Here is a 19151-nt window from a genome sequence, read left to right as displayed (position 1 = left end):
CTACACTTGCAGATGTAATGTTTTACATTGTAGGTTGGGTTGAGTGAAACGAAACCCAACGATATACCTAAGACTCTATGTTTATTGTTATCGATACATCTGAGACTCTATGCTTATTGCTATCGAATACACCTGAGACTCGATACTTGTTATTACTCAATACCCATTTTTTTAAGCTCGCTACTCAAAGCTCTTTTCTAACGCTTTATTTAAAGGACTTGTTATGAAACTCGAAGATATCCGCCGTGAATACCTGCAAGACGCGTTAAGCGAAGATAACTTGCAAGATGATCCGTTCAAGCAGTTTGAAACATGGCTTGAGCATGCGGTAGCAAGCCAGTTACCCGATCCAACAGCAATGGTTGTAGCAACCGTTGATGAAACCGGTCAACCTTCACAGCGTATTGTGCTTTTAAAACATTTAGATGATAACGGGTTTGTGTTTTTTACCAATACAGGCTCGCGTAAAGCCCAAGAGCTTAAAGGTAATAATAAAATTTCCTTGCACTTTCCGTGGCATCACATGGAGCGCCAAGTTATTGTGTATGGTGAGGCTAAACCATTACCGACATCAGCCGTTGCAAAGTACTTTTTATCGCGCCCTAAAGAAAGCCAATTAGCAGCGTGGGCATCAGCGCAAAGTCGATCCATATCATCGCGTAAAGTGTTGATGGAAACCTTTGCCAACATGAAAAACAAGTTTGCTAAAGGTGAAATTCCACTTCCTGATTTTTGGGGGGGTTATTGTGTAGTACCTACTAAAATTGAGTTTTGGCAAGGCGGGGCGCATCGTTTGCACGACCGCTTTATGTATCAGCGCCAAGTAGATAATAGCTGGCAAATTACACGCTTAAACCCTTAATAAATAGATGAGTAAGTAACCGTGCAATTTATTGACTCTCATTGCCACCTCGACTTTAGCGAGTTTGATTCGAATCGTGAATCGCTCATAAACGAGTGTGTAGCAAAGGGAGTTAATCAGTTTGTTGTACCGGGTATTACGCTTGCTCAATCGCATGCTCTCATAAAATTCAAAGCAACTTACCCAAGTATAAAAATAGCCGCAGGGCTACATCCTTACTTTTTAGAGCAACATAAAGAATCGCACATAGAAGCGTTATTTGATTTTGCGACTGCAAATAAGCATCAGTTGGTGGCTATTGGAGAATGCGGGCTTGATCGAAGTATTGAAAACCTCTCTAAACAAACTTATTTATTTGAACAGCAAATAAAGCTTTCTAACGAGCTAAGCTTACCGCTTATTGTACATCACAGACAAAGCCATGATTTAATTGCGCAATCGTTTAAACGGTGCAAGCCAAAAAATGGGGGAGTGATTCATGCCTTTTCGGGCTCACTTCAACAAGCGCAGTATTATATAAAGCAAGGCTTTAAGCTTGGTGTAGGCGGTGTTATTACTTATGAACGCGCAGTTAAAACACGCACTGTTATTGCTGCTATTGAGCCAAAGCACTTAGTGCTTGAAACCGATTCGCCCTCAATGCCGTTAAGCGGCTATCAGGGTGAAGTTAACACGCCACTTCATATACCTAATGTATTTAACGCGTTATGTGATTTAAAGCCACACAGCAAGAGAGAGGCGCTTGCAAAGCAGCTCTACGATTCTTGCTCAGATGTTTTTTGTATATAACGGTTTACTTGCCAACGTTTTAATCCACGCCCTAATTGCCACGTAAAAATACAAGCAATTACTAGCATTAATAGTACCTGTCGACCTAAATCATGAAAATGATTATGGCTGTCAGATATTGCCGCACGAGTTAAATAGGTAACAGATACAAATCCAAGCGGGCGGTCGTCATCGCTAATTACAGGTTCTACAAAAGGTGTTTTTAGTTTACTAATCCCAGGGGTAGAGTCGGGAAGTTGGCCAAATATATGGTGAGATTGCCAATTATTGCTACTTGCTATCAAAATACCTTGTTGATCATAAATAGTGGCTGAAAGCACAAACTCATCTTTACTTATGTCGTTACATATTTCGTTGAGTTGCGGTTTGTTTTTTTCAATTAAAGGCGTTTTAACATTCAAAGCCATAAATTTAGTCATGCTTTGTGCTGTACTATCAGCGCTATCGTAAAGCAATTGATGGCTTTGAAAACTACTGTTTACGCCAACCCAGCTTAGTAACACAAAACAACCAGCCGCAAGAAACAAGCGTACTAAACGCTTTCTTTGAGATGCCGTAATAGGGTTTTTAAGATGGTTATTTTTCATAGTCACCGTATATGCTGCTGACAGCATTTTAATTTGATGTTACAACTAGGGTAACTATACCCTTAAACCCTACCTGATGGCGAATTTAGCGTTAATAATTACTGATTTTAATATGCCAACTATCAGGAAATAAATACGGAGATCCCATGTCGAAAACGAACATGGCACAGCCACCTGCTGAACAATCATTAGTAAACTTAACTTTAAATAAATGGTTTAGCTACCAAGATAGTGTTTTTTTACCGCTTACTAATATTCCAAATAAGCAGCAGGGATTATTTAGTATTGCATTTGCTGGCGACTTTGATGTTAGCAGCGTTAATAGCATTATTGATTTTTTGGCAAAGCAAAATCAAATCGTCACTGCTATATGCCAGTATCAACCTGATTTAGGATTAGCACCTGCATTGTGTTTTTACACAAAAAATGCAGAGCAAGCTATAAACCCGCTAGTGTTACAAGAGTTTTCACACACTCTAGATTGCCAGCTAGTACAAGTTGCTACGCCGCCTAGTTTATATAAACCTGGTTTGTTGGTTATGGACATGGATTCAACTGCAATTACAATTGAATGCATAGACGAAATAGCCCGCCTTGCAGATGTATATGACGAAGTTGCCTCTGTAACAGCACTTGCAATGGCGGGTAAACTTGATTTTAGTGAAAGTTTAAATCAGCGTGTAGCTAAGCTTGAAGGAATTGAAAAAAGCTTAATTGAAGAGCTAAAAAGTGCATTGCCACTCATGCCTGGTATTAAAGTGCTGTGCCAAATTTTAAAACAGCATGACTGGTATTTAGCAATTGCATCAGGTGGTTTTGTACCGTTTGCAGAGCGCGTTCAAGAGCTTATTAATTTAGATGAAGTACACGCTAATGTACTCGAATTTAAAGACGATAAACTAACAGGTAAAGTACTTGGTACAATTGTAGATGCACAGCAAAAAGCAATTATTCTAGAGTCGTTACAACATAAACTAGGGCTTGAGAAGTCGCAAACTGTTGCTATTGGTGATGGCGCAAATGATTTAGTAATGATGGCAAAAGCAGGTTTAGGTGTAGCAGTACATGGTAAACCTAAAGTGGTTGAACAAGCCCAAGCTGCTATTTGTGAAGGGTCATTATTGCAATTGTTATATATGTTGGCTATTCCGTTAGAAAATGAGCCAGCTCTTTAAAATAGACTAAGTTAAACCGCTTAACGTAAGCGGTTTAACCAAATTAGTTTTCGACGTCCCATCTGATCGACCTGTTGTTGGTCAAGCTGTAAATGGCTTAAAGCTTCTTCGGTTATATCAACTACATCGCCAACACCGGCTACTGACCATAATGCATCTTCTAAATCTTTTGCTTTGTGCAGTGCGTATTGGCTAACATAATTTAATTCGTTCGATAAGTAATCGGTATCTGGACGGCCTGTACGCGAAATATATAAACGCATAATAAATATAAGCTCCGATTTAACACCTTTGTTTATTTGCTCTAAAAACTCGCTGTAATCTTCGCCTAATACGCACTGACTAGTAATTGCATCTTCAATTTTACTTTTACGAGGGTTAAAGTTAATAGCTAAAGTAAACGCGAGAGGCGGATCTTGGCGACTGCGATCTTTAATACCTGGGGTGATCACATTAACTATTTGATCTTTAGTTAATATGCTCGATAAATCTGTTTTGTTATTTAACAAACCAAAATTTTGTAAAATTACATGCAGTGGACTTGCGTACAAGCCAAAGCCGATAGCTCCGGTTGCAAAGTGAGCTGCTTCTTTATGCAAGTACAGAGGGAATTGGCATACACTTTTTGTAACCATATTTCTAAGTGCAGTAGAAAGCCCCTCTACTTTAGGTGACTCCTCCGATATTTTTAGTTTATCTTTATTGCTTTCAATTAACTGAGTGAAAAAAGAGACACCTGAATGTGGTAAATCAGCAATTCTATTCGCTTTTAAATTAATAGTAGTAAATGACTTACTTACAGCCATTGTTTCGTATTTTAATTCACTAAGCTTATGTTTTTTAGTTATTTTTTGTAGTTCTGGAAATGACAGTAAAACCACATCGCCTTTTTTAAAGGTAACCGGTTGCTCGCATTCTATTTGTAAACCCATCACCGAAAAATCGCGTGTATAACCTTTTATAATTACATCATTAATACTTACTTCAACAACTGTTTTATAAAGGTAGCGTTTATGCGAGCGTAAATTTACATACTCAAGCGCAACAATATCTAAATAAGGCGGAGTTTTGTGTTTAGCATGCCCAAAATGTTTGAGCTGATTAACTGTGGATTTATCATAAGTTAGCTTTTTGTATTGTTGTTGTTCAATATTATTTCCAATACTGGTCAGTACAACTACGTATTTAACATCTTTTATAAGCCCTTCTACACGTGGTGAAGGTGGCTTATTTAGTTTTTCTATATTTGTGCCAGCACTATTTGGTAACGAAAGCGGTATGTAAGAATCGTCTGGGTGACTTGGCATTATTTGTATTTTAAAACACTGCCAGCTTTCTTTTTGACTGCCAAAACCTAAAAATAAGTTACTCAACTCGGTGTTACTATTAAGCTCACTTCGTGTTGCTGAGTAATAATAAATTTTACCAGAAGAAACATGAGTGAAAGTATAAAGGTAATCTTCTTTAACGGCAGTTGGCTGTGTTAATAATTGAGATACACGCTGATGGTTAAGCACATTATATAAACAGGGGATTTTTCTTTCATCAGTAAAGTAGCGTTGAATAAAAATATTATTTTCGGTGGTTAAACTAAGGCTTGGGTAATATTGCTCATTATTTTTGCTTAAAAACACGTATAAAGAGGTTACCCGTGGAATATAATATTGCTCATAGCCTTTTGAAACTACAGCATCGAGTGTGTTATCTAGATTAACTTTATAGCGGCGCTTATTACCGTGAATAAAGCTTTCTAAAAATCCGTCAAAAGCCTCGTTTTTCTCAATGTAAGTGCGTTTCAAACGAATATGATTAAATTCACGGGAAATGTTTTCTACGGCAACGACTTCGTATTGTATGCCATTTTTTAAACCCAGTTCAAAATCTTGCTCAAGGCCTACTAAACGCATAGCGATAAGTTGACCTTTTTTTACTACGTACCGTGTTGCAAGCTTTACTTTACAACCGCTTAGTGAAATATCAGATGTGCTTGCAGCAAGATTTTTTTTATCATTATACCCAATAGTAACTTTTATTGAGTAGTTCATACGTTCTTCACGGCGGCTTTCGTATGAGGCAAACTTAATTACGCTGGTGCTGAGTGAATCATCTAGTTCTTGTATTTCAGCCTGCTCGGCGGCTTGCTTTTGCAATACGCGATGGTTGTTTTCGGTGCTCATTACAGCTTCGTAAACGGCTAATGTATATTCGCCATGTTGCTGTAGGGCTTTTTCAAACACTTCAATGGCTGTGTCATCCATAAAGTGTTGTTTACCGTTGTGCTCGTGTGGCTTTACTTGTCCTGTTACTAAACCGCGTAAATCAACAAAGCGTGCCACAGGCTGAGACAAGCGTGACATTTCCATTTTCATCAAAAACTGCTCAGGTTTAGTTAGCCCCGCAGTTTTCGATTTGAAAATTAGGTCAAACTTAGCGTTGCCTAAATATTGTTTTAGTTCATTCACGAGGTCTTCGTGTTTGAGCATTATGTCATCAGCCATTTATAAAACCATCACCGTCTAATTGAAAAAGTAGGTATACTGTTAAGTCATTTATTAGAAATTCAATAAACGTTAAATCGTGCTATGTTATTAATATAGGTACGATTATTCGAGTAACTACAGTTTAGCTCTTGTTATTATGTGTTATTTGCCATTTTATTGGCAAGTTACTTTAAACTATTTTCGAGGCAAAAAGTATGCCCTAAATTATAGTAAAAAAGAAAATAGCATTTGTGTTTAATGATTGTGGTGCTGAATTTCCCCGTTGGCAAGAGTATGTTGCTAAACAAAAGCATGAAATGGCAAAATAAGTACTTAAAAATAAGTATTTTAAAAATTAAAGATATAAGTAGGTAAGATAATTAATGGCTAAAGCGGCAAAAATAGAGTTTGTGTGTACAGAATGTGGCATGAACTACCCACGTTGGCAGGGTCAATGCCGCTGCGGTGGGTGGAACACATTAGCAGAATTTAAACCTTCGGCAGGGCAAAGTCAAAAAGCATCAGCACGAGCAAGCGTAGGTGGCTATGCTGGTGGCATTGGTGGTGGCTCTAAAAAAATTAATGACATCACTACAACAGAAGCTGAAAAACAGCTAACTGAAATTGGCGAGCTCGACCGTGTTTTAAGCGGTGGTGTCACAACAGGGTCTGTTAATATAATCTCAGGCGATCCTGGGGCAGGTAAAACAACGCTGCTGTCTGATTTAGTGGCAAGAATGTCGCAGCGCATGCCATCACTTTACTGTACGGCAGAAGAGTCTTTATCGCAGTTTAAAAACAGGGTAAATCGTTTAAAATTAAACTATAACGCTGATGAGCTTTATTTATTATCAGAAACCAGTGTTGAAGTTATTATTGAAGAGCTTGAGAAGAATAAAATTAAGTTTGCTGTTATCGACTCTATTCAAGCAGTTGTAACCGATACGGCAAATGGCAGCCCTGGTTCGCCTTCGCAAGTAAAAAGTGCCGCCCAAGCACTTACTCAATACTGTAAGCAAAATGATGTAACTATGTTCATTATTGCCCATGTAAATAAAAACAACGAAATAGCAGGTCCCCAAACACTAGTTCATATAGTTGATGCACTTTTACATATAGATACCAACGATGGACAAATTAGAACGCTAAGAGCAAATAAAAACCGCTTTGGTGATATTGATACCGTTGGTATTTTTAAAATGTGCGAACGCGGAATGTTAAGCGTTGATAACCCAAGTGAAATATTTTTATCGGGCTCCACCACAGATTCACCAGGGTCTACAATTACGTGTATACGTAAGGGAAATCGTAATTTATTACTCGAAATTCAGTGTTTAACCACCGAAACAGAGGCAGAATTCCCGCAGCGTGTTTGTGTTGGTTTAAACATGAATCGTATAAAAATGCTGACTGGCATATTGCGTAAACACACTAAAACTAAAATATTCCACGATACATTTTTTAATATTGTGGGTGGCTTAAGAATCGATGAGACAGAAACCTGTATAGATTTGGCGTTAGTTACCGCGCTACTTAGCAGTTTAAATGAATTTGTAGTGCCTCGTACTACTTGCATTATGGGAGAGCTTAGCTTAAACGGCGATGTACGCCCAATCGACAGTGGTGTACCGCGAGTTAAAGAAGCCGCACAGCATGGATTTACTGAAATATTTATTCCATTTCGTAATTATCATAAATCAATGGAAGGGCTAGGCGCTAAAATTACGCCGGTAAAAACGGTGCATGAGTTACTTAGTTTGATTAATTAACACTTATCGGTGATGTTCTTCAGTGTTACTCTTAAGTAGAGACAATTTATATAAAGAATTAAATAAGGAAATAACATGAAAAAATTAGTTATAGTTGCAGCGATTATTGCTGCGGGCGTTGGTGGTGTTAGCTATGCAAATTACGTGGCAACGCAAGAAGTGCGTGCAGAAGTAGACAAGCAACTGGCTTTAGTTAGCGAGCAAACAGGCGCTACATTTAAATATGCTGGCTTATCGGCAAGTGTTATTTCAAAAAGCGTAGAAATTACAAACATGGAAGTGATAAGCCCTGAGGGTGACAATGTTGCTAATATTCAAAGCATCGAAGTAACCGGTTATGAGCCAGATAAAATTTCTCCTCATACATCGTTTGATGTAAAAAGCTTTCAGTTTAATAAAGACTTTGTAGCAAAGTTACCTGCTGATACAAATCCAATGCTAGCGACGGCCAGTTACGATTTGCATTCATCACTTGATTACGATGAACAGTCGGGCGACAGTGATGTAGTTGTTAAGCTTGATGCAAAAGATATTATTAGTTTTAATATGGATATGGGCTTAGCTAACTCTAAAGCACTTATGGAAGCGTCACTTGAGATAAGCAAAGCGCAGCGAGCAGCAGGCAACGAGCCTCTTTCGTATGAGCAACAGTTACAGCAACAAACATTAATAATGCAAGCTATGAGCAAGCTAGAACCTCGTAGCGTTAACCTTGTTTTAAATAACCAAGGCGAGCTTAAAGAACTTTTAGAAAGTGAGCTTAAAAAGCAAGGTATGAGCGTTGAGCAAATGCAAATGATGGTTGAGCAACAGTTACAACAAGCTCCAGTAACTGACGAAATAGCGCAAGCAATTATTGGTTTTGTTAAAGGCTTAAATTCATTTTCAATGTCGGCTAAGTTACCTGAAGGCAAAACTATGATGGAAGTTAATCAACAAATAATGATGCTTGTAGGTCAACCTGATGAGCTAGTTAAGTTTATTAACTTAGAAGTTAAAGGCGATTAATAATTGTTTTAGCTGTTTGCTGTCAATGAACCTAAAAAGGTATTGATAGCTCAATTCAAATAATTCAAGCGTGAGTATTACTCGCGCTTTTTTGTGCCTTGATGTTTTTATTTTAAATGGTGTTATTTAAACTACTCTAATATTTAAAAAGCGAGGTATAAAACCTCACCTACAAAACCTCACCTACAAAACATCACCTACAAAACATCACCTACAAAACATCACCTAAAAAAACATCACCTACAAAACATCACCTAAAGAACAACATACACCCAATGTAGGTGCGATTTTACATCGCGCTCATGTAACTTATGTAAAATGCAAAGCTAAAAAAACACCGCACTTAAATTTTAAGTGCGGTGTTTTTTTAAAGTGTAATTATTGCTCAAATAGCCAATATTTATTAATGAAGAATACGTGCTCTAATTGTACCCTCAACAGCGCTTAATTCTTTAAGTGCGACTTCAGAGTGATCAGTATCTACATCAATAACAACATAACCAATAGCTGCGTCTGTTTGCAGGTATTGCGCGGCAATATTAATACCGTGCTGTGCAAACGCTTGGTTAATTTGCGTTAGTACGCCAGGACGGTTGTGGTGTACGTGTAATAAACGACTACGATTAGCAAGCTCTGGCAGCGATACCTCAGGGAAGTTAACTGCGGTAATAGTTGAGCCGTTATCTGAATATTTAGCCAATTTACCAGCTACTTCAATACCAATGTTTTCTTGTGCTTCTTGTGTTGAGCCACCAATGTGTGGTGTTAAAATAACATTGTCGAATTGGCGCAGTGGTGATACAAATTCTTCATCGTTAGACTTTGGCTCAGTAGGGAACACATCAATTGCGGCACCACTTAGTTTTTTCTCTGTAAGTGCTTCTGCAAGTGCATCAATATCAACTACGGTACCGCGTGAAGCGTTGATCAAAATAGATCCCTGCTTCATAACAGCAAGTTCTGCTGTACCAATTAGGTTTTTAGTTTGCGGTGTTTCTGGTACGTGTAAGCTAATAATATCAGAGCGTTGTAATAACTGAGTTAGGTTATGCACTTGTTTTGCATTACCAAGAGATAGCTTATCTTCGATATCGTAATATTCTACGTTCATACCAATGTTTTCAGCCATAATGCCTAGCTGAGTACCAATGTGACCGTAACCAATAATACCTAACGTTTTACCACGCGCTTCAAACGAGCCATTTGCTGTTTTTAACCAGCCACCACGATGCGCTGCTGCATTACGTTCTGGAATACCGCGCAATAAAAGCAGTATTTCACCAAGTACAAGTTCAGCAACTGAGCGAGTGTTAGAAAATGGTGCATTAAAGACAGCAATACCGCGTTCGCGCGCGCTGTCTAAGTCAACTTGGTTAGTACCAATACAAAAACAACCAACTGCAACTAGCTTTTCAGCGGCATCTAATACAGCTTCGCTTATATGAGTACGAGAACGAAGCCCTACAAAGTGCACGTCTTTAATACGTTCTTTTAGTTCGTCCTCAGGTAAGGATGTTTTAACGTAGTCGATGTTGCTGTAACCATTACGCTTTAGCGTTTCAACAGCGCTTTGGTGAACACCTTCAAGCAAGAGAATTTTAATTTTGTCTTTTGCTAACGATACCTTACTCATAACCTCATCCTATTTAATTTGAGGCCCATTTATAGTGCCGATAATTACTTTATCAGCGCCACGCATCGCAAATAGGCCGTTGGTAACTACGCCAACAATTGAATTAATTTGTGCTTCTAATTGTTTGGCATTGGTAATTTTTAAGTTAAATACATCTAATATAACGTTACCGTTGTCGGTAACTACACCTTGGCGATAGACTGGGTCGCCGCCAAGTTTTAATAATTCTCGTGCTACGTAACTGCGCGCCATTGGAATAACTTCTACCGGAAGCGGGAAGTCGCCTAATGTTTTTACTAATTTGGTGTCATCAACAATACACACAAATTGCTTCGCTACAGCAGCGACTATTTTTTCGCGAGTAAGGGCTGCACCGCCGCCTTTAATCATTTCGTTTTGAGCGTTTATTTCGTCAGCACCGTCAACGTAAACATCTAAAGCATCTATGTTATTAAGTTCAAACACTTCAATACCTAACGCCTCTAAGCGCGCTGTTGAAGCTTCAGAGCTCGATACTGCACCTACAATGGTATCTTTTACTGAGCCAAGAGCGTCAATAAAGTGATTAACTGTAGAGCCTGTACCTACACCTACAATAGTGTTTTCTTTTACAAACTCGAGTGCTGCCCAAGCAGCTGCTTTTTTTAATTCGTCTTGTGTCATTGCTATGTGCTCATGTATGTCAGAGATATGCGGCTAGTAACCAAATTTAATTGTTACCAACTGTATATTTTATCTGGAGTGATAATTGTTTTAAGTGGTACATCCCACGATTCAATTGGTAATGTTTCAACTTTTTGGCATTCATGTGCTAAGCCAATAAGTTGTGGTTTTTGCCAATCTTGTTCGTGCAAACGTGCCAATGTTCGGTCGTAAAACCCACCCCCCATTCCGAGGCGATTACCTTGTTTATCAAATGCAACTAACGGCATAAGAAGGTAATCAAGCGCTGGTAATGGGCATATCTCAGAGCAATTCAGCTTAGGCTCCAAGATACCATAGCGATTTGCCTTCATGGGTGAGTTTTTTTCATAACGTTGAAAGAGTAAATTAGCCCCGTTAAAGGGGTGTATTATAGGGAGGTAAACTTCATGGTTTAAGTTCCATAACTCATTAATTAACAATGATGTATCTAGTTCACCATCGTTAACTAAATAAATTGCTATATGCTCTTTTTTATCTGTTTTTTTGCTTTTTAACTGTTGAATAAAATTCATTTTAAGCGATTGAGCGGCAAATAATTGCTGTTTTTTTGATAAATTATTACGCATTTCACGGACTGACTTTCTGATCTGTGCGCGTTTATTGCTCATGTTAGTGCTTCGCTAGGTAATTAAAAAGAAAATAAGTTAGGAAAAGCTAAATATGCCGCCAATACTATTAGCAGTGTTACTACCGTGGCTATAAGTGAATATAAAAGAACATTACTGCGCTTTTTAGGTGCACTAATAAGCTCTTCATCAAGCATCAGGTCGTCATCTTGCCATTCATCGTTGTTTTCTATTTGCGCTTTTGACTCTGCTTCAGGAAGCCGTTGTTCTAATTCTTCTAGCTTTTCTTCAAGGCGAATTAAGCTGCTGGTAATATAATCGAGTGCATCAAAAATGCGTTCATCGCGTTGATTATTTGCTTGCTCGGTATTTGTGCTTGATGCACTAGAGATAGCTTGAAGCTTACTTTTTATGCCAAGACCAACAAGTAATTTTGCTTGTTTTAATGCTTTGTCTTTATTGCTTGGTGCAAATAAGGGTTTACCTTTAAAAAAAAGCGTTACTTTTTCTTCTGAGGTTTTTAGCCGTTGCGCTAAAGTTGTGCATGCTGTTTTTGCATCAATGTCATCTGCAAGCCCTGCAAATATAACGCGAAAATTGTCGGTCATTTAACTATCTCTCAAGCTTTATAATGAAATGAGTATATACCTAAAGTACAAAAGAATTCGAGGTTGATTTTATAGTTATTTTATTTACGAACAATACTACAAATAAACTCCAGATGTAAAAACGGCCCTAAAAAGGGCCGTTTTATATTATTACATTATTGGCTTAAAGGCCAGCAGCTACGCGAAGTGCGTCTGCTTTATCTGTACGTTCCCAAGGGAACTCGTCGCGACCAAAGTGACCGTAAGCCGCTGTAGGAAGGTAGATAGGGCGCTCTAAATCAAGCATTTGAATTAAGCCGTAAGGGCGTAAGTCAAAATGTTCACGAATAAGCTCAATTAAACTGCTTTCTTCTAGCTTGCTTGTACCAAACGTTTCAACGCTGATAGAAGTAGGCTCTGCAACACCAATTGCGTAAGAAACTTGTAGCTCACACTTGTCAGCAAGACCAGCAGCAACAATGTTTTTAGCAACGTAACGTGCAGCGTATGCCGCAGAACGGTCAACTTTTGATGGATCTTTACCAGAGAAAGCACCACCACCGTGACGAGCCATACCACCGTATGTATCTACAATGATTTTACGACCAGTTAAACCACAGTCACCCATTGGTCCACCAATAACAAAGCGACCTGTTGGGTTAATGAAAAACTTAGTTGCACTTGTAATAAGTTCTGCAGGAAGTACCGGCTTAATGATTGTTTCCATCACAGCTTCTACTAAATCTTTTTGCGAAATGTCTTCGCTGTGCTGAGTAGAAAGTACAACAGCATCAATACCTACTGGCTTGCCGTTTTCGTATGCAAAAGTAACTTGAGATTTTGCATCTGGGCGTAACCAGTTAAGCTCGCCGCTTTTACGTACTTGCGCTTGGCGCTGTACTAAACGATGTGAGTAAGTAATTGGGGCAGGCATTAGTACTTCTGTTTCGTTACATGCGTAACCAAACATTAAGCCTTGGTCGCCAGCGCCTTGTTCTTCTGGGCTAGTACGGTCAACACCTTGGTTAATGTCTGGAGACTGTTTACCAATAGTGTTTAAAATAGCACATGAATCGGCATCAAAGCCCATGTCTGAATTTGTGTAGCCAATGTCACGAATTGTTTTACGTGTAATTTCTTCGATATCAACCCATGCGCTAGTAGTGATTTCACCACCAACCATAACCATACCGGTTTTCACGTAAGTTTCACACGCTACGCGAGCCTGAGAGTCTTGCTCTAGGATTGCATCAAGTACCGCATCAGAGATTTGATCGGCGATTTTATCCGGATGACCTTCAGAAACTGATTCAGAAGTAAATAAATGTTTTGCCATTGTATTTCTGCTCACAAATATTGCGCTTCACAAATGTCGGTATTAGCGCTAAAAAATTAAGGGGCGTATTTTATCGAAAACAAAACTAATTGCATAGTGTTTTTACGCCTAGACGTCTAAATAAAATTACTAATGTCGTTCTGGTCTCAAAAAAAATTCATAATGCTCCCTTTTCTGGGGTTTTTAATTGCACACCGCCCCCACATTAAGTAAGAATGGATGTATAGCAGTATCCAAGATATTTGGTTACATAAACGATTACATAAATACCCGCGCAAATACACATATAAGGTAGGAGAATTCATGCCATCTCGCAAAGAACTTGCAAATGCTATTCGCGTCTTGTCAATGGACGCAGTACAAAAGGCCAAATCTGGTCACCCTGGAGCCCCTATGGGCATGGCTGATATCGCAGAAGTATTATGGCGCGATTATCTAAAGCATAACCCAACAAATCCAGAGTGGGCTGACCGAGATCGATTTATATTATCGAACGGCCACGGTTCAATGCTTATATATTCTCTATTGCACCTAAGTGGTTATGATTTACCACTAGACGAAATTAAAAACTTCCGTCAAATGCATTCTAAAACACCAGGTCATCCAGAATATGGTTATGCACCAGGAATCGAAACTACTACGGGTCCATTAGGTCAAGGGATCACAAATGCCGTAGGTATGGCAATTGCCGAAAAAGCACTTGCTGCACAGTTTAACCGTGAAGGTCACGATATTGTTGATCACTTTACCTATGCATTTATGGGCGATGGCTGCCTTATGGAAGGTATTTCTCATGAAGCAGGTTCACTTGCAGGCACATTAGGTCTGGGTAAACTTGTTGCATTTTGGGATGACAACGGTATCTCTATCGATGGTGAAGTAGAAGGTTGGTTTACCGATGATACGCCAGCTCGCTTTAAAGCGTACGGTTGGCATGTAGTTAGTGGTGTTGATGGCCACGACAGCGACGCTGTAAGTGCTGCAATTGCAGAGGCTAAAAGCGTTACCGATAAGCCATCACTTATTTGTTGTAAAACAATTATTGGTTACGGTTCACCTAATAAGTCAGGTAGCCACGATTGTCATGGCGCACCACTAGGTGATGACGAAATTAAAGCATCTCGCGAATTTTTAGGTTGGACTGGCGATGCTTTCGAAATTCCTGATGATATTTACGCACAATGGGATAGCAAAGAAAAAGGTCAACAGCTTGAATCAAGCTGGGACGAAAAGTTTGCAGCATACGCAAAAGCATACCCAGAGCTTGCAGCTGAATACAAGCGTCGTATTAATAACGAGCTTCCTGGTGATTGGGCTGAAAAATCTCAAGCGTATATTGAGCAATTGCAAGCAAACCCTGCAAATCCTGCTTCTCGTAAAGCGTCACAAAATGCATTAAATGCATTTGGTCCGTTATTACCAGAATTTATGGGTGGCTCAGCCGATTTAGCTGGCTCAAACTTAACAATTTGGGATGGCTCTAAAGGTTTAACACGCGATGATGCAAGCGGTAACTACATTTACTACGGTGTACGTGAGTTTGGTATGTCGGCAATTATGAATGGTATTGCCCTTCATAAAGGCTTTATTCCTTACGGCGCTACGTTCTTAATGTTTGTTGAATATGCAAAAAATGCCGTTCGTATGGCTGCATTAATGAAGCAACCAAGCATTTTTGTATACACGCACGATTCAATTGGTTTAGGTGAAGATGGTCCAACTCACCAACCAGTAGAGCAAATTGCAAGCATGCGTTTAACGCCTAACTTATACAACTGGCGTCCATGTGACCAAGTTGAGTCGGCAATTGCATGGCAACAAGCTATTGAGCGTAAAGATGGTCCTACATCGTTAATCTTTACTCGCCAAGGTCTTGAGCAACAAGCGCGTGACGCACAGCAATTAAGTGACGTTAAAAAGGGTGGTTACATCCTTAGCTGTGACGGCAACCCAGAGATTATTTTCATTGCAACGGGTTCTGAAGTACAACTAGCACAAGATTCAGCAAGCGAACTACGCAGCCAAGGTAAAAAGGTACGTGTTGTGTCTATGCCATGTACTGATGCCTTTGAAGATCAAAGCGCAGCATACAAAGAAAGCGTATTACCGGCATCTGTTTCACGCCGCGTAGCAGTAGAAGCAGGTATTGCTGACTACTGGTACAAGTACGTTGGTCTAAACGGCGCAGTAGTAGGTATGACCACCTTTGGTGAGTCAGCACCAGCTAATGAGTTGTTTGAACACTTTGGTTTTACAGTGGCAAACATTGTAAGCAAAGCAAACGAGCTTTTTTAATCGCTTTTGATTAAACAAAGTAAGTAATTGAAAAACTCGCACATGTTGCGGGTTTTTTTATGCCCTTACATGAAGCAACTTCACCTTGGTCAATGCTGCTTTCCTTGCAAGAAAGTAAGCTATCAGGCAAGGTAGTGCGATAAAATTTATAAATAAAAATCTTAAATTAATAGCAGGAGCTAAAAATGCCAAAGTTCGATAACGTAAGTGTAGTAAAAAAAGCCAATGTATATTTTGACGGAAAAGTGTCAAGTCGTACCGTTATTTTAGGTGATGGCGAAGCGAAAACATTAGGTTTTATGCAACCAGGAGAGTTTGTTTTTGATACAAACCAAAAAGAATGCATGGAGCTTTTAGCTGGCCAATGGGATATTTTATTACCAGACGCAAGCGAGTGGAAAACATTTAACGCAGGTGAGTCGTTTAATGTTGACGCAAATGTAAGCTTTAAAGTAAAAGTATCTGATTTTGCTGACTACTGTTGTTCGTACACAGATTAATCAGTACAGCTAGACGTCTGAAAGCCCATGCACTATGGGCTTTGCATAAACTTTGCGCAACGCATGATTTAAATCACCAAAAACCGTAAATAAACCTCAAATATCTCTCTTTTTTCCTTGTGTTAATCTAAATAGCCCCCAATACTATTTATGAGGTAACAAATAAAAGGATACCCTATGAAAATTAATCTTTCTGGTCACCATGTTGAAGTTACTGACTCTATTAAAGAGCACATCAACGAAAAATTTTCAAAAATCGAGAGCCATTTTCCATCGCTTATTGCACTCGATATTATTTTGTCTAAAGAACATCATAAAATCCAAGCTGAAATTAGCACTAATTACGAAGGCACGCGCATATCGGTAAAAGGGGAAAACGAAGTTATGTACCCAGCCATTGCAAGCGCAGCTAAAAAACTCGATGCGGCACTAAAACATCGAAAAGGGCAGATAAAAGCAAACCTACACGAAAAGCCTGTAAGTACAACACCTGAAATCGCACACGAGATCATCCAAGAGATGGATCTTAAATAAAATTTAGTCACAAAGTATTGTAAAAAAGAGCCGTATGGCTCTTTTTTATTGCCTGTAATTTAGGTAAGTTATGCGTTCTTGCGGTTTATTAATTATAAAAATTGATAAAAAGAACACACAACACACATATTTTGAGAAATTAATGCACAAAACAAAAGCAGTATGGAAATCTCGACTAGGTGCGCTTGGTCCTGGGATCCTAATGGCAACGGCCGCTATTGGCGGATCTCACCTAGTTGCGTCTACACAGGCTGGAGCAATATTTGGCTGGCAACTATTTTGGTTAATCCTCGTTGTTAATGTTTTAAAATACCCGTTTTTTCGTTTTGGTATGGAATACACACTTGCCACTAAAAATAGCTTAGTAGAGGGCTATAAAAGCAAAGGACCGTTTTATTTTTACAGCTTTATTGGTTTAAACATTGTAGCCGCCGTAGTTAATACCGCCGGCGTATTACTACTTACCGCAAGCTTACTGCATTACGCCTTACCTATTGTTATTGAAGTAACCTTGCTTTGTTGGATGCTGCTGGGTGTATGTTTAGTTATATTGCTACTTGGACACTTTAAAGCGCTCGATAACGTTGCCAAAGGCATTATGGGGCTGCTTACGCTCGCTACTTTAATTGCTCTTGCTATAGCGTTTAATAACGGTCCAATGGCACCTGCTGATTATGTGGGTCCTTCACCTTACGAACTTGCAATGCTTAGCTTTATGGTGGCTTTAATGGGGTGGATGCCAGCGCCTATCGAAATATCTGCATTAAGTTCTTTATGGCTAAAAGAAAAGCAAGCGCAGCAAACAGTCACTAAAAGCCAAGGCCTGTTCGATTTTAACGTAGGTTACTGGCTTACAGCAGGCTTAGCACTGGTGTTTTTTAGCTTAGGTGTATTAGTGCAATACGGGCAAACCAGCAGCATAGAACTCGGTGGTGTCGCGTTTGCCAAGCAGCTTATCGATATGTACGCATTAACAATAGGCGAGTGGGCAAGACCGCTTGTATCAGCAATCGCTTTTTTATGTATGTTTGGCACCACACTCACCGTGCTTGATGGCTACGCCCGCACGCTTAATGAGTCTCATAAACTACTTGGCTTTAAGCAATCAAAACACAGCCTAAATATTTGGTTAATACTACAAGCACTTGCCGGTATGGCGGTTATTTTATTTTTTAAATCAGCCCTTGGCCCAATGCTTACGTTTGCAATGACACTTTCATTTGTTACAACGCCTGTATTTGCATGGCTTAACTTTAGCCTTGTACGCTCAGAGCCCGCCATTAAGCACAGCGTGTTACTGCGCAGCTTAACGTGGCTAGGCTTAGTGTATTTAATAGGCTTTGCAGTAGCATTTGTAGTGTGGAAACTAGCATTCTAAATATAGCCACTTACTTTAGGGTTTTAATTAAAGCTCTAAAGCTTAAAATTTAAATGAGGTATAAATGGATATTAGAACAGGCGATCTTTCAAACCCACACGTTATAAAGCTACTACAAGCACACCATAACGATATGCTAAAACACTCACCCGTTGAGAGCGTGCATGCACTTGATGTGAGCAAACTCACTCAGCCCGATATAACTTTTTATAGCTTATGGATTGATAATAATTTAGCGGGTGTTGGCGCTTTAAAAGCACTAAATGCGACCGAAGGCGAAATTAAATCAATGCGCACATCAAGCAGCTATTTACGCCAAGGCATAGCCGCTAAGTTACTCACGCATATTATTGAGCAATCAACTTTGCGAGGTTACAAAATTCTAAGCTTAGAAACAGGCACTGCAGAGGCGTTTTTACCCGCGCAAAAGCTTTATACTCAGTTTGGTTTTAAAGAATGCGAGCCGTTTGGTGATTATGAGCTAGACCCGTATAGTTTGTTTATGAGTAAAGCGCTTTAAGTTGTATGCGCTCATTATTTATAGCGAAACGAAAAGTCATGTTCAAAAGCAGATCATAAAAAGCAATTAAAAGAGTTTTTAGGGGGATGGAACAATGAGTAAACGTGATTTATTTTCAGAATTAACTACAGCGCTTGTTGATGCTAAAGCGCATTCACAAGATAAGCTTACATTGCGTACTCATACAGTAAATGATATCAACGACCTTGCTATCTCACCTGATGAAATAGTAAATATTCGAGAAATATCCAACATACATTAGCAAGAACGCTCGAAAATTGGGAACAAGGACGCAGCGCACCAAATGGGCAAGCGATAACACTGTTAAAGCTTGTACAACGTCACCCTGATACACTAAATCATATAGCTGAGTTGTAGGGTTTTATAAAACAAATCTAAGTATGTAATTCAGACTTTCTCTGAATTA

The 19151-nt window shown here is 39.2% G+C and carries 17 protein-coding genes and 1 pseudogene; 11 read left to right on the top strand and 7 right to left on the bottom strand.

Going from position 1 to position 19151, the window contains the following annotated elements; translation table 11 throughout:
- The first annotated feature begins 223 nt into the window (after window positions 1-223).
- Window positions 224-862, top strand: a complete 639-nt coding sequence (gene pdxH / locus I6F65_RS08930) for a pyridoxamine 5'-phosphate oxidase (RefSeq protein WP_197112495.1) — start codon at window positions 224-226, stop codon at window positions 860-862.
- A 21-nt stretch (window positions 863-883) separates the two neighbouring features.
- Entirely contained in the window at window positions 884-1651 is a 768-nt protein-coding gene (locus I6F65_RS08925; protein WP_197112493.1) for a TatD family hydrolase, read from the top strand.
- Here the strand turns inward: I6F65_RS08925 and I6F65_RS08920 are convergent.
- A complete protein-coding gene (locus tag I6F65_RS08920; RefSeq protein WP_197112491.1) occupies window positions 1618-2238 on the bottom strand; it encodes an AhpA/YtjB family protein in 621 nt (206 codons plus the stop codon). The two genes, I6F65_RS08925 and I6F65_RS08920, sit on opposite strands and share 34 nt — an antisense overlap.
- Before the next feature lie 146 nt (window positions 2239-2384).
- Here I6F65_RS08920 and serB point away from each other — a divergent pair, with 146 nt between their 5' ends.
- Window positions 2385-3413, top strand: coding sequence for a phosphoserine phosphatase SerB (serB, locus tag I6F65_RS08915; protein WP_197112489.1), 1029 nt, complete (start codon window positions 2385-2387; stop codon window positions 3411-3413).
- Between the two features lie 20 nt (window positions 3414-3433).
- Here the strand turns inward: serB and I6F65_RS08910 are convergent, their stop codons facing one another.
- Window positions 3434-5911: a PilZ domain-containing protein gene (locus I6F65_RS08910; RefSeq protein WP_197112487.1), complete on the bottom strand. Its 2478-nt coding sequence runs from the start codon at window positions 5909-5911 to the stop codon at window positions 3434-3436.
- Window positions 5912-6276: 365 nt separating this feature from the next.
- On the opposite strand from I6F65_RS08910, the gene radA reads away from it, so the two are divergent.
- Together radA and I6F65_RS08900 are read left to right on the top strand one after the other, a co-directional pair.
- Window positions 6277-7662: a DNA repair protein RadA gene (gene radA, locus I6F65_RS08905; RefSeq protein WP_024612340.1), complete on the top strand. Its 1386-nt coding sequence runs from the start codon at window positions 6277-6279 to the stop codon at window positions 7660-7662.
- Window positions 7663-7737: 75 nt separating this feature from the next.
- Window positions 7738-8670, top strand: a complete 933-nt coding sequence (locus I6F65_RS08900; protein ID WP_024612341.1) for a hypothetical protein — start codon at window positions 7738-7740, stop codon at window positions 8668-8670.
- 403 nt (window positions 8671-9073) lie between these two features.
- Here I6F65_RS08900 and serA read toward each other — a convergent pair whose 3' ends face one another.
- The 5 genes from serA to metK form a co-directional block, all read right to left on the bottom strand.
- Window positions 9074-10303, bottom strand: a complete 1230-nt coding sequence (gene serA, locus I6F65_RS08895; protein ID WP_166110638.1) for a phosphoglycerate dehydrogenase — start codon at window positions 10301-10303, stop codon at window positions 9074-9076.
- Window positions 10304-10312: 9 nt separating this feature from the next.
- Entirely contained in the window at window positions 10313-10966 is a 654-nt protein-coding gene (rpiA, locus tag I6F65_RS08890; protein ID WP_197112485.1) for a ribose-5-phosphate isomerase RpiA, read from the bottom strand.
- Between the two features lie 53 nt (window positions 10967-11019).
- Window positions 11020-11616, bottom strand: coding sequence for a 5-formyltetrahydrofolate cyclo-ligase (locus tag I6F65_RS08885; RefSeq protein ID WP_166110632.1), 597 nt, complete (start codon window positions 11614-11616; stop codon window positions 11020-11022).
- A gap of 20 nt (window positions 11617-11636) precedes the next feature.
- A complete protein-coding gene (locus I6F65_RS08880; RefSeq protein ID WP_197112483.1) occupies window positions 11637-12182 on the bottom strand; it encodes a hypothetical protein in 546 nt (181 codons plus the stop codon).
- A gap of 163 nt (window positions 12183-12345) precedes the next feature.
- Entirely contained in the window at window positions 12346-13497 is a 1152-nt protein-coding gene (gene metK / locus I6F65_RS08875) for a methionine adenosyltransferase (protein WP_197112482.1), read from the bottom strand.
- Window positions 13498-13800: 303 nt separating this feature from the next.
- Here metK and tkt point away from each other — a divergent pair, with 303 nt between their 5' ends.
- The 6 genes and pseudogenes from tkt (at window position 13801) to I6F65_RS22050 (ending at window position 19102) form a co-directional block, all read left to right on the top strand.
- On the top strand, window positions 13801-15792 hold the full coding sequence (gene tkt, locus I6F65_RS08870) for a transketolase (protein ID WP_197112481.1): 1992 nt from the start codon (window positions 13801-13803) through the stop codon (window positions 15790-15792).
- A 185-nt stretch (window positions 15793-15977) separates the two neighbouring features.
- Window positions 15978-16292 (top strand): pyrimidine/purine nucleoside phosphorylase, encoded by a 315-nt coding sequence (locus I6F65_RS08865; RefSeq protein WP_165736236.1) that lies wholly within the window; start codon window positions 15978-15980, stop codon window positions 16290-16292.
- Between the two features lie 177 nt (window positions 16293-16469).
- A complete protein-coding gene (raiA, locus tag I6F65_RS08860; protein WP_024611277.1) occupies window positions 16470-16826 on the top strand; it encodes a ribosome-associated translation inhibitor RaiA in 357 nt (118 codons plus the stop codon).
- A gap of 202 nt (window positions 16827-17028) precedes the next feature.
- Entirely contained in the window at window positions 17029-18204 is a 1176-nt protein-coding gene (locus I6F65_RS08855; RefSeq protein WP_197112505.1) for an NRAMP family divalent metal transporter, read from the top strand.
- 64 nt (window positions 18205-18268) lie between these two features.
- The gene (locus I6F65_RS08850; RefSeq protein ID WP_197112480.1) at window positions 18269-18724 is read left to right on the top strand and encodes a GNAT family N-acetyltransferase; all 456 of its coding nucleotides are present in this window, start codon (window positions 18269-18271) and stop codon (window positions 18722-18724) included.
- Window positions 18725-18818: 94 nt separating this feature from the next.
- Window positions 18819-19102, top strand: a pseudogene (locus I6F65_RS22050) (helix-turn-helix domain-containing protein).
- Window positions 19103-19151 lie beyond the last annotated feature (49 nt).

This window comes from Pseudoalteromonas sp. SWXJZ94C (genome assembly GCF_015864385.1).
Taxonomy (GTDB): Bacteria; Pseudomonadota; Gammaproteobacteria; order Enterobacterales; family Alteromonadaceae; genus Pseudoalteromonas.
Note: the sequence above shows the minus strand (reverse complement) of the source record. Positions and strands in the feature narration are given on the sequence as shown.